The sequence below is a fragment of the Nocardioides panaciterrulae genome (genome assembly GCF_013409645.1).
In the GTDB taxonomy this organism is placed as follows: domain Bacteria; phylum Actinomycetota; class Actinomycetes; order Propionibacteriales; family Nocardioidaceae; genus Nocardioides; species Nocardioides panaciterrulae.
Window position 1 is genome coordinate 2,451,757 of record NZ_JACCBG010000001.1, and the last position, 19,386, is coordinate 2,471,142.

At 74.5% G+C, this 19,386-nt stretch carries 18 protein-coding genes; 6 read left to right on the top strand and 12 right to left on the bottom strand.

Annotated features, from left to right (window positions below):
- Nucleotides 1-88 precede the first annotated feature (88 nt).
- The 3 genes from BJZ21_RS11590 to BJZ21_RS11600 all read right to left on the bottom strand — a co-directional run bounded on the left by BJZ21_RS11590 (nt 89) and on the right by BJZ21_RS11600 (nt 2,644).
- Nucleotides 89-517, bottom strand: a complete 429-nt coding sequence (locus BJZ21_RS11590) for a hypothetical protein (protein WP_179663889.1) — start codon at nt 515-517, stop codon at nt 89-91.
- Nucleotides 518-698: 181 nt separating this feature from the next.
- A complete protein-coding gene (locus BJZ21_RS20970) occupies nt 699-2,315 on the bottom strand; it encodes a LuxR family transcriptional regulator (protein ID WP_179663890.1) in 1,617 nt (538 codons plus the stop codon).
- Nucleotides 2,316-2,419: 104 nt separating this feature from the next.
- Nucleotides 2,420-2,644: a tautomerase family protein gene (locus BJZ21_RS11600; RefSeq protein WP_179663891.1), complete on the bottom strand. Its 225-nt coding sequence runs from the start codon at nt 2,642-2,644 to the stop codon at nt 2,420-2,422.
- A gap of 219 nt (nt 2,645-2,863) precedes the next feature.
- Here BJZ21_RS11600 and BJZ21_RS11605 point away from each other — a divergent pair, with 219 nt between their 5' ends.
- Nucleotides 2,864-6,088, top strand: coding sequence for an SNF2-related protein (locus tag BJZ21_RS11605; protein ID WP_179663892.1), 3,225 nt, complete (start codon nt 2,864-2,866; stop codon nt 6,086-6,088).
- Between the two features lie 20 nt (nt 6,089-6,108).
- Here BJZ21_RS11605 and BJZ21_RS11610 read toward each other — a convergent pair whose 3' ends face one another.
- Both BJZ21_RS11610 and BJZ21_RS21400 read right to left on the bottom strand, forming a co-directional pair.
- Nucleotides 6,109-6,450, bottom strand: a complete 342-nt coding sequence (locus tag BJZ21_RS11610) for a DUF1801 domain-containing protein (protein ID WP_179663893.1) — start codon at nt 6,448-6,450, stop codon at nt 6,109-6,111.
- Between the two features lie 58 nt (nt 6,451-6,508).
- Complete coding sequence (locus tag BJZ21_RS21400) at nt 6,509-7,834, bottom strand: SpoIIE family protein phosphatase (protein WP_218851453.1); 1,326 nt, start codon at nt 7,832-7,834, stop codon at nt 6,509-6,511.
- Nucleotides 7,835-7,920: 86 nt separating this feature from the next.
- On the opposite strand from BJZ21_RS21400, the gene BJZ21_RS11620 reads away from it, so the two are divergent.
- Nucleotides 7,921-8,643: a serine aminopeptidase domain-containing protein gene (locus BJZ21_RS11620; protein ID WP_218851454.1), complete on the top strand. Its 723-nt coding sequence runs from the start codon at nt 7,921-7,923 to the stop codon at nt 8,641-8,643.
- An 85-nt stretch (nt 8,644-8,728) separates the two neighbouring features.
- On the opposite strand, the gene ctlX is transcribed toward BJZ21_RS11620, so the two are convergent.
- Nucleotides 8,729-9,763: a citrulline utilization hydrolase CtlX gene (gene ctlX / locus BJZ21_RS11625; RefSeq protein ID WP_179663895.1), complete on the bottom strand. Its 1,035-nt coding sequence runs from the start codon at nt 9,761-9,763 to the stop codon at nt 8,729-8,731.
- Between the two features lie 253 nt (nt 9,764-10,016).
- Here ctlX and BJZ21_RS11630 point away from each other — a divergent pair, with 253 nt between their 5' ends.
- On the top strand, nt 10,017-10,637 hold the full coding sequence (locus BJZ21_RS11630; protein ID WP_179663896.1) for a PAS and ANTAR domain-containing protein: 621 nt from the start codon (nt 10,017-10,019) through the stop codon (nt 10,635-10,637).
- Nucleotides 10,638-10,711: 74 nt separating this feature from the next.
- On the opposite strand, the gene BJZ21_RS11635 is transcribed toward BJZ21_RS11630, so the two are convergent.
- From BJZ21_RS11635 to BJZ21_RS11645, 3 genes are all read right to left on the bottom strand, one after another.
- On the bottom strand, nt 10,712-11,893 hold the full coding sequence (locus BJZ21_RS11635) for a hypothetical protein (RefSeq protein ID WP_179663897.1): 1,182 nt from the start codon (nt 11,891-11,893) through the stop codon (nt 10,712-10,714).
- A 149-nt stretch (nt 11,894-12,042) separates the two neighbouring features.
- A complete protein-coding gene (locus BJZ21_RS11640) occupies nt 12,043-12,399 on the bottom strand; it encodes a hypothetical protein (RefSeq protein ID WP_179663898.1) in 357 nt (118 codons plus the stop codon).
- Nucleotides 12,400-12,635: 236 nt separating this feature from the next.
- Entirely contained in the window at nt 12,636-13,949 is a 1,314-nt protein-coding gene (locus BJZ21_RS11645; RefSeq protein WP_179663899.1) for an amino acid permease, read from the bottom strand.
- Nucleotides 13,950-14,080: 131 nt separating this feature from the next.
- Here BJZ21_RS11645 and BJZ21_RS11650 point away from each other — a divergent pair, with 131 nt between their 5' ends.
- Complete coding sequence (locus BJZ21_RS11650; protein WP_179663900.1) at nt 14,081-15,145, top strand: 5'-3' exonuclease H3TH domain-containing protein; 1,065 nt, start codon at nt 14,081-14,083, stop codon at nt 15,143-15,145.
- A 59-nt stretch (nt 15,146-15,204) separates the two neighbouring features.
- On the opposite strand, the gene BJZ21_RS11655 is transcribed toward BJZ21_RS11650, so the two are convergent.
- Nucleotides 15,205-16,185, bottom strand: a complete 981-nt coding sequence (locus BJZ21_RS11655) for a patatin-like phospholipase family protein (protein WP_179663901.1) — start codon at nt 16,183-16,185, stop codon at nt 15,205-15,207.
- 145 nt (nt 16,186-16,330) lie between these two features.
- On the opposite strand from BJZ21_RS11655, the gene BJZ21_RS11660 reads away from it, so the two are divergent.
- On the top strand, nt 16,331-17,056 hold the full coding sequence (locus tag BJZ21_RS11660; protein ID WP_179663902.1) for a response regulator transcription factor: 726 nt from the start codon (nt 16,331-16,333) through the stop codon (nt 17,054-17,056).
- A 13-nt stretch (nt 17,057-17,069) separates the two neighbouring features.
- Here the strand turns inward: BJZ21_RS11660 and BJZ21_RS11665 are convergent, their stop codons facing one another.
- Together BJZ21_RS11665 and BJZ21_RS11670 are read right to left on the bottom strand one after the other, a co-directional pair.
- Complete coding sequence (locus BJZ21_RS11665) at nt 17,070-17,423, bottom strand: Hpt domain-containing protein (RefSeq protein WP_179663903.1); 354 nt, start codon at nt 17,421-17,423, stop codon at nt 17,070-17,072.
- Nucleotides 17,424-17,495: 72 nt separating this feature from the next.
- Nucleotides 17,496-18,701, bottom strand: a complete 1,206-nt coding sequence (locus tag BJZ21_RS11670) for a beta-eliminating lyase-related protein (protein ID WP_179663904.1) — start codon at nt 18,699-18,701, stop codon at nt 17,496-17,498.
- Nucleotides 18,702-18,831: 130 nt separating this feature from the next.
- On the opposite strand from BJZ21_RS11670, the gene BJZ21_RS11675 reads away from it, so the two are divergent.
- On the top strand, nt 18,832-19,365 hold the full coding sequence (locus BJZ21_RS11675; protein WP_179663905.1) for a DUF2231 domain-containing protein: 534 nt from the start codon (nt 18,832-18,834) through the stop codon (nt 19,363-19,365).
- Nucleotides 19,366-19,386: the final 21 nt, after the last annotated feature.

The following is a 19,386-nucleotide window of genomic DNA, read 5'->3' on the forward strand; positions in this document are numbered from 1 at the left end:
GGACGTCACGACGCCACCGTCAGGCCGGCGAGTTTCGCCTAGCCGATGAGCGGACGGGTCGGTGCCCTCTCGTGGCGCGGGGCCGGAGTCATCCCCCGCCGGTGCTCCACTGGCAGTCGTCGTAGCCCGCTTCGTAGTCATCCCGAGTCACAGGAACGACGAGGTCGAAGGTGTGACTGCGGGAGCCCTCGTCGAACGTGAGCACGGTCGAGACATAGCCCGGCAGGATGTCGTCGAGACTCTCACGCTGCACGTAGAAGGAGAGCTCGAGCACGCCGGTCGCCTTCGACCCGACCGTCAGATCGTCGTACACCAAGCCGCCGCGGTCCTGGTCGAACACACAGCCGTCACCTTCGAAATGGATCGAGAAGTCTGTGACGGTCGGTAGGTCAGCGACCGTCGCGGCAGCCGGGTCGAGCCCCTCGTCACCACCCCCCGCCGACAGGGCCAGCACGGCCCCGACGAGTGCGAGCGCCCCCGCCGCCGTGCCGGCGAGCTTCACGGTCCGATGAGCCATGTCCCGAACGCTACGGCGCTGGCGGCCGCACCACCGCAACTTGGCCGCAGGGCGCGCGACGAACGTAGGCACGGCGAGGGAACTCGCAGTTACAGGGGCGGGAGCGCCTCGTCAGCCGCCAGTAGCAACGAATGAACAAGCTCCCAGCAATAGCGCTCGTGGCCAGGGCCGAGGCGGCCGCTCAGAGGAGTCCGGCACCCAACGCGTGCGAGACCGCGCCGGTCCGGGTGGGCTGGTCGAGCTTCGTCAAGATGTTGGCCACGTGGCGGTGCACGGTGTGGCTGCTGAGGGTGAGGGCCGTGGCGATCTCGTCGTTGCTCAGGCCGCGGGCGACCAGCCCGAGCACCTCCACCTCGCGCGGGGTGAGCGGGTGGGCCGAGCGTGGGTGCAGTGAGCCCGCGATCCGTCGGGCCTCGGCCAGTCCGACCTCGTCCGCGAGCTCGGCCAGACAGGCGGTGGCCGTGTCGAGCTGCTCCTGAGCGCCGGCCTCGTCCCCGGTCGCGTGGAGCGACGCGGCGAGCGCCAGCCGGGCCGCGGCCTCGTCGTGCCGCAGTCCGGCCCGGTGATAGCGGCGCACCGCCTCGTGGAGCAGCACCGGCGCCTCCTCGGGGCCGGCCAGCACCGCGTCCGCGGTCGCGGACATCGCCACCAGGGCGTCGGTCCGCACCGCCGCGGCCGTCTGCCGGAGCTCGTCGGCCGCGACGCGCGCCGCCTCCCCCTCGCCGAGCGCGTGGGCGACCCGGACCGCGGGGAGCAGGACGTCGGCCCGGGCGAGGCGGTTCTCGGGCGGCAGGGCCCGGAGCAGCCGCTGCAGACTCGACCAGGCCCCGGCGGCGTCCCCGGTCGCGAACTTGACCAGGGCCCGGCCGACCACCGCCACCGGGTGGAACTCCGCCTGCGCGAACAAGGCCTCGGCCTCCGCGAGGCGGCCCTGGCGTCGGCGCAGCTCACCGAGCTGGACGACGGCCTCCACGCGGGACGCCCGGGACGAGGCGCCGAGACTGCTCACCGTCCGGGTGAGCTCCCTCTCGGCCTCGACCCAGGTCCCGCCGGCCACCTGCACCGAGGCGTAGGTGATCCGGCACACGTGCAGCAGGGGGACCAGGTCGCGGTCCCGGCAGATGGCCTCGACCCGGCGGCACCACTCCCCCGCCCGCGTGACGTCCTGGGCCTCGTGGCAGGCGGCGATCAGCCAGCACAGCACCTTGCCCATCCACATCAGGTCGGCGACGTCGCCGGCGGTGACCGCCGCCGCGGCGGAGTCGAGACGGGACATCCCCGCCTCGACCTCACCCCGGCGCGTAAGCGCCAGTCCCTGCAGCGCGAGCCCCACGACCGTGAGGTCGTCGTCGCCGGTGTGCCGGCCCACCCCGGTCGCCCGGACCGCGCACTCCAGGGCGCGAGCGGGGTCCTTGCGCACCGAGAGCGCGAGCTCGGCCTCGCGGACCCAGCACCAGCCGTGCTCGGGCCGCTCCTCGACCCCCTCGAGCAGGTCCCGGGCGCGGCCGAGCCAGCCCAGCGCCACCGACTCCCCGAGGCCGAACAGCAGGCAGTCCCAGGCCAGCGCGGTGGCCACCCGGCCCGCGCCGACCGGGTCCCCGAGCTCGCGATACCGGCGATAGGCGCTCTCCCGTGCCCCCAGGCATGTCGGGGCGTCGTCGAGCCACCAGCCGGCCTGGGCGAGGCCCTCGTAGGCCCGGGGGTCGGCGTCCTCCTCGATGGCCGCCCGGAAGGCGCTGTCCGCGCGGCTCCACGAGCCGGCGGCCAGCGCCTCCTGAGCGGTCTCCAGCGATGACATCGTCCTCATTGTCGCGCCGGCGGGGCCTGCTGGTAAGCCACCAGCCGTCCGGTCCGTTCGCGGACCGGGCGGGACTGGGCGGGGCGGGCGGGACCGGGCGGCGATCAGGCGCTGACGCCCGCCGCCAGCGCCTTGACGTCCGCGGTCGTCAGCGGGTTCCCGGCGATGCCCCAGTCGCCGCTGTGCACCTCCTCGACCACGCACCACGTCACCGGGCGCATGCTCTCGCCCTCGATCCCGACCATGGCGTCGGTTAGCCGGCGCACGATCTCCTGCTTCTGCTCGCCGGTGAAGACGTTCTCGATGACCTTGACCTGGATGAGCGGCATGATGGTTCCCTTCGATCGGAGCGCTCCGGGTGAGCGCGTGCCGACCACGATGCCGCCGCCGCAGGCGCCCGCGCGTCGCCCGCACCGGCCATCTTCGGCGGCGGCCGCGTGTGGCCCGAACGGGCCAGACCGGTGCGGCAGGCGACCCCACGCCGGCGGCCCCCCGCCGGCGGCCCGGCGGCACTCCGGTGGTCGGCGCGCCCCACTATCGTGTGCGGCGTGCGCTCCCTGGACCTCCCCCGCAGCGCGCTCAGCCAGGTCTTCGGCCTCCCGACCCTGCGCCGGGCGGTGCCCATCGCGGCCTCCGGCGCAGTGCTTGCCAGCAAGGTCCAATCCCGAGCCGGGGACACCTGGGTGACGGGCACGGTCGCCGGGACCGCGCCCACGCCGTACTCCGTCGACGTCGCCGTGCACAGCACGGGACGAGGGTGGCTGATCGACTCCGAGTGCAGCTGTCCCGTGGGCTTCGACTGCAAGCACGCCGCAGCCCTGCTGCTCAGCCTCGCGGAGCCGTCGGGCCCCGCGAGGCCGGCCTGGGAGGACCACCTCGACCAGGTGCTGACGGGTCTGGAGGAGCTGCGCGCCCCCGGCGCGGACCACGTCCCGCTCGGGCTGCTGGTCGAGCACGCCCAGGTCACGACGGGGTGGGCGGACGCGACGACCCGGACCCTCGCGCTGCGGCCGGTGCGCGGCGGCACCCGGGAGAAGTGGATCAAGAACGGCGTGTCCTGGTACGACGTGCAGCACCACCTCCACTACCGCCACGACCACGACCACGACCCGGCCCAGGTCGCCGTGCTGGTCGAGATGGCGCAGGCGTTCTCGCAGCTGTACACGAACCAGAACCCCAACCTGCTCGCACTCGGCCCCCTGCTGTGGCCGCTGCTGCGCGAGGCCGAGGAGGCGGGCATCCCGCTCGTGGCCGGCAACGGACTGACCTCGATCGAGGTGATCGACCCGGTGACCGTCGAGGTCGACCTCGCCGCGGAGGCGGCCGACGGCGTACGCCTGCGGGCGGGCGTGCGCCACGACGGGGCCTGGTGGCCCTCCGCGGACCATGCGCTGGCGCTCATGGGCCGACCCGCGCACGGTGCCGCGCTGCTGCGCGCGGTGCCGCCGCCGGGCAAGCGCCGCTCCCCCCACTTCAGCGTGCGGCTCGCGCCGCTGGACCGTCCGGTGGCGGCGACCACCCACCGGCTGCTCGACTCCCCCGTCGTGGTGCCCGCGAGCCAGCGCCAGCGGTTCGAGGAGGCCTACCTCCCGCGGCTGCGGCGGCAGCTGGTCGTCGGCTCCCGCGACGGCAGCGTGACGGTGCCCGAGGTGGAACCCCCGCGGCTGGAGCTGCTGATCACCTGGGGCGAGACCCACCGGGTGGAGACCGGGTGGTCGTGGCGCTACGGCGCCGAGCAGTTCGGGCTAGGTTCGACCGACGGGCTGGCCCGGGTGCGGGAGCCGGCGAGCGAGCAGGCCGTGCTGGCCGGGCTGGCGCTCACGGAGCCCGGGCTGCGGGACGAGGCCGGGACGCTCCACCCGCACCGGACCTGGACCGGGATCGACCTGGTGTCCTTCGTCGAGGACGTCCTGCCGGGCCTGCGGGCCGCGGCGCAGGCAGGCGACCTCACGCTGCGCGAGACCGGACGGCAACGGGACTACCGGCCGGCCACCACCGCCCCCGAGATCAGCTTCGAGCTCGCCGACGCGGCCAGCACCGACTGGCTCGACCTCACGGTCTCCCTCACCGTGGAGGACGAGGCGGTCCCGCTGTCCGAGGCGCTCGCGGCGCTGACCCGCGGCGACGACCTGATCTTCACCGCCTCCGGGCGCCACGTGCCGACCAGCCACGAGGCCTTCACCCAGCTGGCCCAGTTGGTCGCCGCCGCCGCCGAGCTGACCGACCAGCCCGACCAGGGCGTACGGGTCGGGCGCACCGACCTGGCGCTGTGGGCCGACCTCGAGGCGCTCGGGATCGTCGACGCCCAGGCCGAGGAGTGGCTACGGGCGGCTCGGGCGCTCGCCGACTTCGAGGAGCTGCCCGACGTCCACCCCGGCGGCCTCGTGCCCACGCTTCGCCCCTACCAGCAGAGCGGGCTCAACTGGCTGGCCTTCCTCTGGGAGGCCGGCCTGGGCGGCGTCCTCGCCGACGACATGGGGCTGGGCAAGACCCTCCAGGCGCTGGCCCTGATCACGCACGCCCGGGAGAAGGGCGCCGCACCCTTCCTGGTCGTCGCGCCGACCAGCGTCGTCACGGCCTGGGTCGGGCAGGCGGCCACGCACACGAGCGGCCTCGTCGTACGAGCCGTCGGCGCGTCCGCAGCGCGCCGCGAGGCCACCCTGGAGGAGCTCCACGACGGCGCCGACATCGTCGTGACGACCTACACGCTCTATCGGCTCGAGGCCGAGCAGTACGCCGGGCTGGCCTGGGGCGGGCTGGTCCTCGACGAGGCGCAGCACGTCAAGAACCACCAGGGCAAGACCTACCACGCCATCCGGCGGCTGCCGGTGCCGTTCCGGCTCGCGCTGACCGGCACGCCGTTCGAGAACCGGCTGATGGAGCTGTGGTCGCTGCTCTCGATCGTCGCCCCCGGGCTCTACGCCTCGCCGACCCGCTTCCGGGAGCGCGTGGCGAAACCGGTGGAGCAGCAGGCCGACGAGGAGGCCCTCGCGCGGTTCCGGCGCCGGATCCGGCCGTTCCTGCTGCGCCGCACCAAGGAGCGGGTGGCCGACGACCTGCCGCCGAAGCAGGAGCTCGTGCTGGACGTCGAGCTCAGCGCCCGGCACCGCAGGATCTACGACACCCACCTGCAGCGCGAGCGCCAGACCGTGCTGGGCCTGGTCGACGACTTCGCCCGCAACCGCATCGCGATCTTCCGGGCGCTCACCAAGCTGCGCCAGCTCAGCCTCGATCCGGCGCTGGTCGACCCCGCGCACGATCGGGTCGGCTCCGCGAAGATCGACCTGCTGGCCGAGCAGCTCGCCGAGGTGGTCGCCGAGGGTCACCAGGCGCTGGTCTTCAGCCAGTTCACCAGCTTCCTGTCCCGGGTGCGCGACCGGCTCGAGCACGACGGGCTCAGCCTCGCCTACCTCGACGGGCGCACCCGCAAGCGTGCCGAGGCGATCTCCCGCTTCACCTCCGGGGAGGCGTCGGTGTTCCTCATCAGCATCAAGGCCGGCGGCGTCGGGCTCACCCTGACCGAGGCCGACTACGTCTACGTGCTCGACCCGTGGTGGAACCCGGCCGTCGAGGCGCAGGCGGTCGACCGCACCCACCGCATCGGCCAGGACAAGCACGTCATGGTCTACCGGATGGTCGCCACCGACACCATCGAGGAGAAGGTGCTGGCGCTGCAGCAGCGCAAGGCCGAGCTCTTCGCCCGGGTCCTGGACGGCGACGGGGCGATGGCGGCCGACCTGAGCGCCGAGGACGTCCGGGCGCTCTTCGACTGAGCCGCATGGGGGGCTGCGCCTCAGGACCGGTTGCGGGCGACCGCCTCACGGACCAGGGCGACGAACGCGTCCTCGTCGGGCAGGTCGTGCTCGTGCACGTCGATGGCCCGCCGCGTGCCGGCCCCGAGGCTGGCGTTGAACAGCCCGGACGGATCCGCCAGGGAGGCGCCCCGGGCGAAGGTGGCCTTCACCTTGTCCTGGTAGGTCTCCAGGGTGCAGACCAGCCCGGCGCAGGAGAACGTCGGCACCCCGTCGGGGTTGGACGCCTTGCGCCACTTGACCTCCTCCACCATCTCGGGCTCGGCGGCGAGGATCAGGGCGCGCAGCCTCTCCACGGTCCCGGCCCGCCAGTCGTCGCTCACGGGAGGACCCTACCCGCGGGCGAGCCGCCCCGGGCGCAGCGGCGAGCGCTCGCCACGGTCACCCCAGCGGTCGGCTCACCCGGAGCGGCTCCGCCCCGTGGACGCTCCCGCGGTCGCGCCCGTGACGACCGTGCCAGTCCAGGCACAGCACGGTCGCGTCGTCGCTGAGCGCGTGCGCGGTGGCCTCCAGCACGCGGTCGGCCAGGCTCCGCACGGCCTCCCTCGGGTGCAGGGACCGGGTGGCCAGGATCTCGGTCGGGAGGTCGACGTCGTCGGCATTGCGCTCGAGCATGCCGTCGGTCACGAACACGATCCGGTCCCCCGGCAGCAGGGTGGCCCGACTGGCGCGATAGGTGGTGTCGGCGAACAGGCCGATGGGGAGGTCCACGGGCAGGCTGAGCGTGCTGACATCGTCGCCGCGAGCCAGGTACGGCGCCACGTGGGCGGCGTTGACGAGATCCATCGAGCCGGTGCGCAGGTCGATACGCCCGATCAGGCCGGTGACGAAGTCCTCGAGCCCGTAGTCGGCGGCGTGCTCGAACAACGCCCGGTTCGTCGAGCCGACCTGCTCGAGCAGGGAGGCACCCTCGCTGCGCGCGTTGCGCAGGCTGCCCACGCACAAGGTGGCGGCCAGGGCGGCGCCCACCCCGTGGCCCATGGCGTCGGTCAGCGACAGGTGGAGGGTGTCGCGCGCGACGCTGAAGTCGAACGTGTCCCCCGCGATCCCGGCGGCCGGCTCCAGCCATCCCGCGAGCGTGAAGGCGCCGGCCTCGCAGGTCTGCGGCCCGGGGAGCAGCCGGTGCTGGATCTCCGCCGACAGGTTCAGCGGTCGGGTGCGCTGCCCCCACTCGTAGAGGTCGGTGTGCCGCCGGTTGGCGATGATCACGAAGGCCAGGAAGTGGGCGAGCCGGGCGATCTCCTCCACCGTGTCGTGGTCCGGCTCCTCGGGAAGGAGGAACTCGAGCAGGCCGATGGCCTCGCCGCGCTGGGTCACCGGGGCCAGCAGCCGCCACTGCCCGGCGCCGTCGGACCGCCCGTGCCGGGCGTCGGGAGGGAGCACCTTCACCTGCTGCGAACGGATCGCCTGCTCGGCGGGCCCCCCGTCGAACGGAAGCACGGTCGCCGACTCCTCGACGGCGCGCCGCTCTGCCGGTCCCAGCGGCGGCCCGGTCGTTCCGTCGGCGGTGTCCAGCCGGACGTGGGCCAGCCGGACCAGCGCCCGGCCGGAGAGGTCCGCGACGAGGAAGGACACGCGGGTCGCGTCCAAGGCCAGGCCGATCTCGCGGGTGACCGCCTCGACGGCCTCGACCGGCGAGACAGCCTCCGCGGCCTCCATCGCCCGGGCGATGGCCGAGAGGGCTCGGTGGCCTCGACCCACATCCACACCGGGAGCATAGGCCCGGCGTGCCGCGGTCCGTCGGACACAGGGGCACCCCGGGCTCGTCGGCGTGGTCTCCTAGGGTGCAGGGCGTGCTCGCCGCGCTGCTCGCTCCCGTGACCCGCCGCCTGATCTACCCCGCGAAGGGGACGCGGGTCCCCGTCGCGTCCACGTCGTACGCCCTCGCGGCCGACGGCGCGCAGCTGCGCGGCTGGGTGGTCAACCCGGGCCGGGAGCGGTCGTTGGTCTACTTCGGCGGGAACGGCGAGCCGCTGGACCACCTGCGACCCGAGCTGGAACGGCGGTTCCCCGGGCACACGAGCTACCTGATCGCCTATCGGGGGTACGGCGCGAGCGGCGGCCGGCCCAGCCAGCGCGCCCTGACCGACGATGCGCTCGCGCTGGTGGACCACGTCGGGCGCCGGCACCGCGACGCGCCGGTCGACGTCATCGGCCGCAGCCTCGGCAGCGGGGTCGCCGTGCAGGTCGCCGTCCGGCGGCCCGTCGGACGCGTGGTCCTGGTGACGCCGTTCGACAGCCTGGCCGCGACCGCGGCGGACCTGTTCCCGCGGCTGCCCGTCCACCGACTCATCCGGGACCGGTGGGATTCGGCCGCGGTGGCCGGCCGGCTGCGGTCGGACCTCCTCGTGGTCCGCGCGGGGCGCGACCAGCTCGTGCGCCCGGCCCGGACCGAGCGGCTGCTCCGCGCCCTTCCCGGCGATCCGCGGGTCGTCGTGCTGCCCGGGGCGGGCCACGCCGACCTGGCGGAGGACCCCGCCTACTGGCGGGCGATCGAGGACTTCCTCGGCAGCTGAGCCGGCGTACAGGCGGGGGCTTCCCGTCCGCGCCGGCGCCGCGCCCACGCGCGACGGGTGCAGGGTCCCGCCGTGGGCCCGGGGGTCAGTCGGTGGCCTCGGCCATCGCGAGGTCCTGCCCGTCGCGCGTGTGCGGGTCCTCGTCGATCGCCTCGACCGCCGGGGTGGGCTCCAGCTCGACGCCGCGGCGCCGGTCGAGGTGGACGCCGGCGATCATGCACCGCACCGATCCGCCGGCCAGCTCGATGGTGGGGATGTCCACGGAGATGATCTCGCAGGACTCCTCGATCGCCGCGACCTGCTCGGGCCGCAGGCTGCGCCGCGCCCGGGCGGACATCGCCATCAGGTAGCGACGCCGACCCTCGGGCGTGCGGCCACAGAGCTCCACGGCGTTGCCGGCGAACTCGCGGACCTGCTGCTCGGTGAGCTCCACGACCGTGCGGCCGTTGACCGTGAGCCGCTCGCGGACCTGCTCGCGCCGTACCTCGTCCGGGATCATCTCGAGCGCGATCAGCGCGACATCGGTGCCGACGCAGGCCAGGACGTTGGTGTGGTAGACCGGCACGCCCGCGGAGTCCACGGCTTCGAAGGCCATCGGCTCGTAGTTGAAGTCGGCGCAGAACCGCTCCAGGACGTGGGTGTCCGCGCGGTGGCTGACCGCGGTGTAGGCGACCCGCGACACGTGGTCGAGCACCATCGCGCCGGTGCCCTCGAGGAAGATGCCGTCGGGCTCGAGCCCGGAGTAGTCGACGATCGTCTGCACGCGGTACTGCGACTTCAGCATCTCCAACACGTCCGAGCGGCGCTCGTGGCGCCGGTTGGAGGCGTACATCGGGTAGACGGCCACCATGCCGCCGGCATGGGTGGAGATCCAGTTGTTCGGGAACACGCTGTCGGGCCGGGTGTGGTCCTCGTCGTCGAAGACGTGGACCCGGACGCCGGCGTCCCGCAGCGCCTGCGCGACGGCGTCCATCTCGGCCACCGCATTGGCCGAGGTCGCCTCCTCCGACTGACCGGTCGGGACGTCCCGCTGGAAGGCGTTGTCGGCGGCCGTGGCGGGGTTGGGGATGAATCGTTCCGCCCGGATCAGGATGACGGCGGAAGGGGCCTGCGCACTCACGAGGGGAATGTAGAGCACGCGGTCGGCGGCCGGGGGCGCGGGCACCCGGAGCAGGTCGGATCCGCCCGGGCCGCGCTCGGCCGGCCGTCGGCCGCTCATCCCCCGAAGGTCTCGGCAAGAGGGGACCTTCGCCGGTCTGCTCCGGCGTTTCCCGGCCGTCGGAGGCGGGTAGGCGCCCGGTGCCATAACCACGCGACAGCCTCGAGGGCAGCTCGCCACGCCTGCCCCGCCACCTGTGGACGAGCACACGCGCATGCCCACCGCGTCCTACGTCTACTGGGCCCGCGAGGACCGGTGGGACTGGTCTGACGCCATGTTCCGGCTGCACGGCTTCGAGCCCGGCGAGATCATGCCCACCACCGACCTGCTCCTGCGCCACAAGCACCCCGACGACGTGGCCTCGGTGCGGACCGTCTTCGGCGCCGCGCTCCGCGAGGGCCGGGCCTTCGTCTGCCGCCACCGCATCATCGACGCCCAGCAGCACCAGCGCACCGTGGTCGCGTTCGGCTTCCCCCAGCACGACCCCTCTGGCGAGGTGCGCTCGGTCCGCGGCACGGTGGCCGACGTGACCCGGCAGCTGGCGCACGACACCCGGCAGGCCACCGCCGCGGCCGTCGAAGGGGCGACGGCGACCCGCGGCGTCATCGACCAGGCCAAGGGCTGCCTGATGGCGCGCTACGGTCTCGATCCCGAGGAGGCCTTCACGGTGCTGCGGGCGATCTCCAACCACACCAACCGCAGGGTCCACGACCTGGCCGGCTCGCTGATCGAGCTGTTGACCTCCGGTCCGACCGGGCCGGACCGGCCCGCGCGGACCGTGGCGGAGGTCGAGTCCCTGCTCGCGGCCGCGGACCGGCGGCCCGGCCCGTCCTGACCGTCCTGAGGCACTGACCCCCGACCACGGCTCGGGCCGCCACCACGGGTCGTGGCGCTCTCGGAGCCCGCGGGTCAGGGGGCTCGCGGGGCGCGCCGTGGGAGGGGCGCCCCGGGCACGGCCGGCTCCGGCTGGTCCTCGGCGAACCGGACGTCGTCGGAGCCGGTGAAGGTCGCCTCCTGGACGTCCTCGTCGTCCTCGAGCCCGGCGCCGAAGACCGAGCCCACCAGCGACACGATCGCGGTCACGACGCCGATCCTGGTCATCGTCGCCCACCCCGCATGGTGGCCGATCGCCCCCGAGACGAGCGACCCGGGCAGCACCACCAGCGTGATCGCGAGGCTGGCCAGCACCAGCACCGCGAACAGCGTCAGCACCCCGAGCCCGACACCCAGCCAGACCGCCGCGTTGTGCTGCCGCACGCTGCGCCGGGATCGCCCGGGGCCGGGGCGCTCGCGGAGATCGCCACCGACCACCAGCACCGCCACGCCGACCACCAGGACCAGCGCCGGGATCAGGACCAGCCTGGTGGCGCTCAACCGGTCCGCCAGCATCCAGAAGTCCGGGGTCACGATCGCCAGGAACGCGGCCGCGGACGCCCCCACCAGGCTCCGCGAGAGGTGCAGCGTCATCAGCCATGGCCGGCTCGCGGCGACCTGGCCGAGCAGCTGCCGGGTCTCGCTCAGGAGGTTGGGCCCACGACGGCCGCCCTCCCCGCGCCCGTTGCCGTCGTCGGCGGCGCCGGCCTGCTGGGGTACGTCGTCCTCGGCCAGCGACTCCAGCACCGGCCGGTCCCCCTCGTCACCGTCCAGGTCGAGCAGCTCGCCGACCAGCGAGACCAGCTCGCGCGCGGGTCCCGCGCCCGGACCCGGCGCCGACGGCCGGGGCGGCGCCACCGAGAGGACCGCGCACCGCTGGACCGGGCTGGTGTGTGCGCGCACCTCCCGCCCGTGCAGGGTCAGCGGACGATCGGTGACCAGCAGGACGACGTCCGCGTCCGCGCGCAACAGCGCTCGCCGGGCCCCCGCCATCGCCTCCGAGGCACGCTGGGACCGCGGCTCCCGGTCCTGCTGCCCGGCGGCGACGTGCCCGACGTGCACCGCCCACCGGCCGGCGGGGAACCGGTCGTCGAGCAGGCCGGCCAGGGTCGCCGGCTGCACCGGCGGCTCGGAGCCGTCCTCCGCCAGCACGTCGAGCAGGACGAGCACGTCGACGACCGGCCGGACGCCCCCTCGGGGCGGACTGATGCGCTCCACGACCTGAGTCGTTCCCGCTCCGGCGCCGCTCGATGCCTCGGCGGACGGACCGTGACCGGCGCCTCAGCCTTGCCGTTTCGCGGCGCACCCAGCCGGCGCCGAGGCAGAGTCCGAGCCGAGGCAGGGTGCGGGCGCAGGGAGGTCCGCGCTCAGGCGACGACGCGCGGCATCTCGATCGTGTCGCCGGCGCGGACCACGTCCAGCGGCGGCTCCCACGGGGGCAGCACCACCATCGCGGGGAGCGCGGCGGGCGCCTCCTGCTCCCGGTGGGACCACGCCGCCAGCAGCAGCCCGACCGGGATCGTCACCAGGCCGGGCGCGGCGACCAGGAAGTCCCCGTCCACCAGGCCGTAGGCGAACCACACCGCCGAACAGACCGCTCCCAGCGACCAGGCGAAGGGGGAGCCCGACGGCTTCCTCATCCGCACCGCAAGGAGGAGATGGGGGACGATCGCGACGGTGGACAGCAGCGTTCCGAGGCTCCCGAGGAGCACGAGCGGGGACACGGGCGTGGGTCTTTCTACGCAGGAGGGGCCGAGTGCCGGGCGTGTCCTCGTCGTCGACACCAGGTGGTGCTGGGCGCCGACTCGTACGTGCTCGGGCGATGACCCGATTATCCGGCTCACGGGCAGGTGCCGGTGACGCTTCCGCCCGACGCGCCCCTGTGACCTCGGGCACTCGCTCCCCGCCGAGCGCTCCCGGGCTGCGAATGCGTCCCCCGGAGCGGCGGCCGGACGCCGGCTCAGACCCCGACGGTGGCCTCGCCCGCCGGCCCGCACCCGACCGGCTCCGGGGCGACCTCGACCGCCCGGCGCGACCCGACCCGCCGCCGGGACAGCGCCGGCAGGACCGCGACCGCCAGCGGGTAGAGCGCCGCCGCACCGCAGCCCAGCAGCACCAGGGACAGCACCACCGCGGCCGCCGTGGCGAGCAGCCGTCCCCCGCCGGTGAGCAGCCGTGCGCCGGCCCAGAGCCCGGCCGCGGTCACCGTGATGAACATGGCCGACGGCAGCGCCATCAGCTCGCGCAGCGGCATACCGAGCCCGGACACCGCGGTCAGCACCACGACGCAGGCGACCCCGATCACGGCCGCGGCCCGACGAGGCGTGCCGCCACGCTCGTGGCCCCGGCTCAGGCCCGCGGGCAGCCAGCCGTCCCGGGCCAGCGCGGCGGCCATCCGCGACGCACCGGTCAGGTACGACGTCATCGCGCCGTAGGTCAGCGCGGCCGCCAGGGCCGCCGTGACCGCCGACGAGCCCGCGCCGAACCGCAGGGCCAGCAACTGCTGCACCGGGGTCGTGCTCCCGGCCAGGCCCGGCCCGAGCACCAGCACGCTGGTGACCGCGACCAGCAGGTACAGCACCGTCACGATCGCCAGCGTCGCGATCGTGACGAGCCGGACGTCCCGTCGCGGGTCGCCGAACTCCTGGGTCAGCGGCGCCACCGCCTCCCACCCGGCGAAGGAGAAGAAGAGGACCCCGACCGCCGCAGCGATCCCGCCGACGCCGTGCACGGAGAACGGCGTCAGGTTGGCCGGGTGCGCCTGGGGCAGGGCACCGACCGAGGCGATGACCAGGACCAGCGCGAGGGCCGCCACCAGGGCGAGCTGCACGCCCCCGGCCACCCGCACCCCGGCCAGCGCCGACCCGATCGCCGCGAGCAGCAGCACCGCCGCGGCGGCGTACCGGCCACCGGGGCCGAGCCCGAGCGCCTCGGCGACGTAGCCACCGCCCACCACGGCGGTCGCCGGCGCCCCGAGCGGGAGCGCGAGCACGAACCAGAACCCGACGGTGGCCGCACCGCGATCGCCGAACGCGTCACCGACGTAGGTGGCCACCCCTCCCGAGTCGGCCCGCCGGGCGCCGAGCTCGGCGAAGGTGAACGCCACCAGCGGGGAGAGCGCGAGCAGCAGCACCCATGCCAGCAGCGACGCGGGGCCGGCGGCGCGGTAGGTCAGCGCGGGCATCACGAGCAGCCCGGCACCGAGCAGTGAGGCGAGATAGAGGGCGACGCCGCGGGCCCGGCCGAGCGAGGGGGTCGTGGATGGCTGAATCACGACGCTCATCGTATTTCTGCCACGACGGGCCCGGGAGTCGGATCTGCGCCAACCATCGTCGATATCCGGACGAAGGGGCCCCGGCGGTCCGAGGCGGCCCCGGGCGACGGCCACTAGGGTGGGGCTCCGCCATGTCGAACACCGCCGCGCAACCCACCGCGCACCCCACCGTTCGTCCCGCCGCTCGCCCGGCTGCCCAGCCCACCGCCGAGGCTGCCGAGCGCCGGCTGCTGCTGGCGGTGGACGCGCCCTCACTGCTGCACCGCAACCACCACGCGCGGGCCGCGACCGACCTGCGCGACCGGCACGGCCGGCCGGCCTGGGCGCTGCACGGGATGCTGCGCCAGATCCTCGAGGCCGTCGACCGGTTCGCCCCCGACGCCCTGGTCTTCGGGCTGGACGACCGCGTGGCCTCGGTGCGGGAGCGGGACTACCCCGCCTACAAGGCGGGGCGCGCCCCCAAGGACCCCACGCTGGTCGACCAGCTGGAGCGTGCCGCCACCCTGCTCGAGGCGTTGGGCTTCCGCACCGTGACCCCGGACGGGCTCGAAGCCGACGACGTCAACGCCTCGGCCGCGGCCTGGGCGGTCCGGTCCGGATGGGACTGCGTGATCGTGACCTCCGACCGCGACTCGTTCGCCCACATCAGCGACCACACCCGGGTGCTCCGCGTCATCGACGGCGGCATCGGCGGCTCCCCCGTGCTCGACCCCGGCCGGCTCCAGACGCTCTACGGGGTCGCTGCGGAGAACTACCTGGAGTTCGCGGCGCTGCGCGGGGACCCCAGCGACAACCTCCCCGGCGTCAGCGGGATCGGCGAGAAGACCGCGGCGGTCCTGCTCGCGCAGATGGGCTCGATGCAGGCCGTCTGGGCCGACATCGAGCACTGCGACGGCGCCACGCTCGTGGCGGCGCTCGACTCGTGGTGCGAGGAGACCGGCGTACGCCGCCTGGGCGCCCGGGTGCGCCGGAGCCTGGTCGCGCCGGGCGCCCGCGAGCGCTACCTGTTCAACCACGCGCTGATGTCGGGCCGGACCGACCTCGACCTGGGCCTGACGCCGGACGTCCCGGGCTCGCCGGGACTGCTCCCTCTCGACCGTGACCGGGTCACCCGGGTCGTGGACTTCCTCGGGGTCGGCCCCACCACCGACCTGGCGCTGCGGGTGCTCACCGAGCCGCCGGCCTCGACGGACTGACTCCGGACCGGGTGGTCGTTCCGGTCACAGCGGTTCCCGAAGTCATCAGGCCCTCGAGGTCACCGAGGTCGCCGCAGCCCCGACGACTGGAGGATCTCGCGCACCTCCGGACCCGCCGCGTAGGCGCCGGCGCCGAGGAAGGACTCCCGGACGATCTCCGCGACCCGGTCGCGGGCCATGAAGTCGTTGCCCATCGCCGCGAGCTCGGCCCGCCCGGGCCGGAACACCACGACCTGACTGCCCGCCTCGCGCAACGCCCGCACCTCGCGGCGAGCCACCCGGGCGGCGTGGCCGCGGGACACGCCGTACAGGTCGGTGAGGACCCCCGCGGGCCCGGACATCGGCGAGACCACGATCACCAGGTCGAGCTGGCGTTCCCGCAGGATCGCGGCGTTGGTCGGCGAGTGCGCACCGCCGTCGACATAGGTGTGCTCGCGGATGCGCACCGGCGCGAAGTAGCCGGGCACCGCGCAGGACGCGGCGATGGCCAGGTGCAGGGGCACCTTCGGGCTGCCCACCCGGCCGAAGACCACGCGGCGGCCGTCGCGGCGGCGCACCGCACAGATCCACAGGTCCTCCTCGGGCCACTCGTGCCCCTCCACCTCGCGGAGCATCGAGAGCCGCTCGGCGATGTCGAGCCGGCCCGGCGCCAGCAGCGCCATCGCCGCCGTCAACGGGCGGAAGCTCCAGGGCCGGATCAGCGCGCGCTGCACCATCGCGCGGCCGGGCGGATCGGGCAGGCGGCGCAGCAGCGGCAGCAGCCGGAACGGCTCGAACACGGGGATCTCGGTGCCGAGCATCTGCTCGAGCACGGTCCCCTCCGTGGACAGCGGCGCCTGCACGATCCAGGCAGCCAGCTCGGAGGCGGGGACCCCGACCCGGAGCAGGGTGCCGGTGATCGACCCGGCCGAGGTGCCCACCACGACGTCCGCGGTGCGGGGGTCCCAGCCGGTGTCGTGCTCGAGCGCGGCGAGCACGCCGGCGTGGTAGGCCTGTCCGACGACGCCGCCGGCCCCCAGCACGAGACCCACCGAGCCCATGCCTCCAGGATGTCGCATCCGGTCACGGACGCGACAGCGGGCCGCGGTGGCGCCGGCCGGCAGCGGTCCAGCCCGCCCCGGATCGCGCGCGCCGCGGTTGGTCAACCGCCGGGCAAGTGCCCGTTCCTCTGGCATCATTCGGCACATGCGGGTGGGCTCGGGGAACGACAGGATGGCGCTCGTCGTCGAGGACGACGAGGACATGCGTTCCCTGATCGAGTTCACCCTGAGCACCCAGGGGTTCGACGTGATCAGCGTCGGCACCGGCATCGCCGGCGTCGACGCGGTCCGCGAGCACGATCCCGACCTGGTCACCCTCGACCTCGGGCTGCCCGGCATCGACGGGATCGAGGCCTGCCGCCGGATCCGCGAGATCAGCGACGCCTACGTCGTGATGATCACCGCCCGTGACGACGAGGTGGAGAAGCTGATCGGGCTGGAGACCGGCGCCGACGACTACCTCGCCAAGCCGTTCAGCCCGCGGGAGCTCAACGCCCGCGTCAACGCGATGTTCCGCCGGCCCCGGCGCCCGTCCCCGGCGCAGGGGGCGGCCGACAACGGCCACGAGGTGCTCGAGCACGGCCGGATCCGGGTCGACGTGGACGGGCGGCGCGCCTTCCTCGACGACGCGGAGCTCTCGCTGACCCGCACGGAGTTCGACCTGCTCACCGAGCTGATGCGCACGCCCGCCCGGGTGTGGACCCGCGAGGCCCTGCTCCGCTCGGTGTGGGACACCGAGTGGACCACCGACACCCACCTGGTCGAGGTCCACGTCGGCAACCTGCGCCGCAAGCTGGGCGAGGGCCCGGGCACGCCCCGGCTGATCCGGACCGTGCGCGGCGTCGGCTACCGGATGGAGACCGCCGACTGATCCGGGCGCCCGGTCAACCGGCCAGGTAGGTCTCCAGCGCGCGGTCCGCACGCTGCGCCGCCGGCCACAGCCGGCCGGCGCGGAGCCGGGCCGCGGCGAGGTCGCTGCGGCGTACGTCGTCCTCCAGCCCGGCCGCCAGCGCGGCGAGCTCACCGGCGCCGACGGTTGCCGAGGTCACCTTCAGGCTCAGCACCGCGTCCAGCGCGGCGTCCTCGTCCTGCCGCTGCAGCGCGGCGGTGATCCGAGACACCCGGCCGATGAGCAGCTGGCGGTAGCGGCGGGCGAACAGCCACACGAAGTGGCGGTCGTCGACCTCGTCGGAGATGCGTCGGAGGGCAGCCTCATCGAAGGTCACCACCGCGGTCATGGGGTCATGATGGGCCCCGCACCTCAGGTCCGCCGCGGCGTCGGCTCAAGGATTGCGCAAGCCTTCGGCCGCCTACACCCCGGCGAGCTCGGCGTACCAGCGCGCCACCACCTTCGGGTCGTGCTCCAGCGCCGCGTCGTACGCCGCGAACTCGCAGGTGGACACCCCGGGCACCGCGGCGTCGACCCAGGACCCGCACGGCTGGATCCGCTCACGCTCCATGAACGCCGCCAACCGCTCCTCGACCGCGGTGCGGGGGGCCTCGGCGAAGACCTGGAAGGTGTTCGTGTGCGGCGGCTCGGGGTTGACCCGGAGCCCGGCGGCCACCAGCTCGGCCGCGAACGCGCGCGCCCACGCGACGTACTCCCCCATCCGCGGCAGCCGGTCCCGCAGGCCGAGCAACGCCGGCACGGCGTACGGCGTCATCTTGTGCAGCCGACCGCCCATCCGCTGCCGCCAGGCGCGCAGCTCGTCCATCGCGTCCTGCTCGCCCACGACCGCGGCGCCGGCGGGGCCACCGAGCCCCTTGTAGAACGAGACGTACATGCTGTCGCAGACCGCAGCGATCTCGGCCAGCGGGCGGCCGTAGAACGGCTGGGACTCCCAGACCCGGGCGCCGTCGACGTGCAGCGGGACGCCGAGCTCCCGGGCCGCCTGCCCCAGCTCGGTGAGCTCCTCCCAGGCCGGGAGCAGGCAGCCGGCATCGCGCAGCGGCAGCTCCACCAGCGCCGACCCGAGCCCGGCGGGCAACGCCCGCAGGTCGGCCGCGGTGGCGGTGCGGCGGCCCTCGGTGAGCCACTCGAAGCGCAGGTCGTGCAGCAGCCGGGGGCCGTCCGCCTCGTGGTGCAGCAGGTGGGAGAGGTCCGGGAGCGCGACCCGGTGCGACCCCCGCCGCTCGCACCAGACCCGCAGCATCGCCTGCTGGGCCATGGTGCCGCTGACGAAGAACACGGCCGCGGGCTTGCCGAGCAGCTCCGCGACCTGCTCCTCGAGCCGGGTGACGGCACCGCCGTCGGCGTACATGTCCCACTCGTCGAGGCCGAGCTCCTCGGCGCCGGCGGCCCACGAGGCGAGCATCTCCGCGGGCGTGGTCCGGCGGTGCCACGGCACCATCACCGTGCAGGCGCGCGACGCGGCACGCAGCCGCTCCGTGAGGTCGGGGGCGGGCTCGGGGTCGGTGGCGGGCTCGGTGGCGGGGTTGGTGGCGGGGGTGGCGGCGGGAACGGGGTCCGGGGCGGCCGCATCGCCGGCCCGACCGTTCTGGTCTTCGTGGGTCACCGGGACACCCTCGCGGTGCAGGTGTGGTGCACGCAACGCGATATGCCCCCGTGGGACGGGAGCGCGGTCAGGTTGCTTGCAGGTTGCGCCGGGAACGATGGTCGCACTGCCCCCTTTGGAGGAGATCCCTGTGTTCGACCTGATCAACGGTCTGCCCGTCCACACGCTCGTGGTCCACGCGGTCGTGGTGCTCGTGCCGCTCACCGCGCTCGGCACCATCGCCCTCGCCGTACGACCTCGGTGGCGTCACCACTACGGCCCGGTCGTGGTCGGGCTCGGCGTGCTGTCGGTGATCTTCATCCCGATTGCCACCAGCAGCGGAGAGGCCCTCGAGAAGCGGGTGGGCAATCCCGGCGAGCACGCCGAGCTCGGCGACCAGCTGATCTGGTTCGTGATCCCGCTGGTCGTGCTGGCGGCCGCCCTGGTCTGGATGGACCGCCGCGCCGCCATCGCCACCGCCACCGGCACCGCCACCGGCACCTCGGTCGCCGGCAGCTCGGCCGCCGGCAGCTCCGCCACCGCGCTGAAGGTCGTCGCGGTGCTCGCCGTGGTGGCGGCGCTGGCGACCAGCGTGCAGGTCTACCGTGTGGGTGACAGCGGCGCGCGCGCCGCCTGGGGCAGCCAGGTCCAGGCCTCGAGCAGCGGGTCCGGCGACAGCGACTGACCGGCTCCGCGCCCCGGCGCG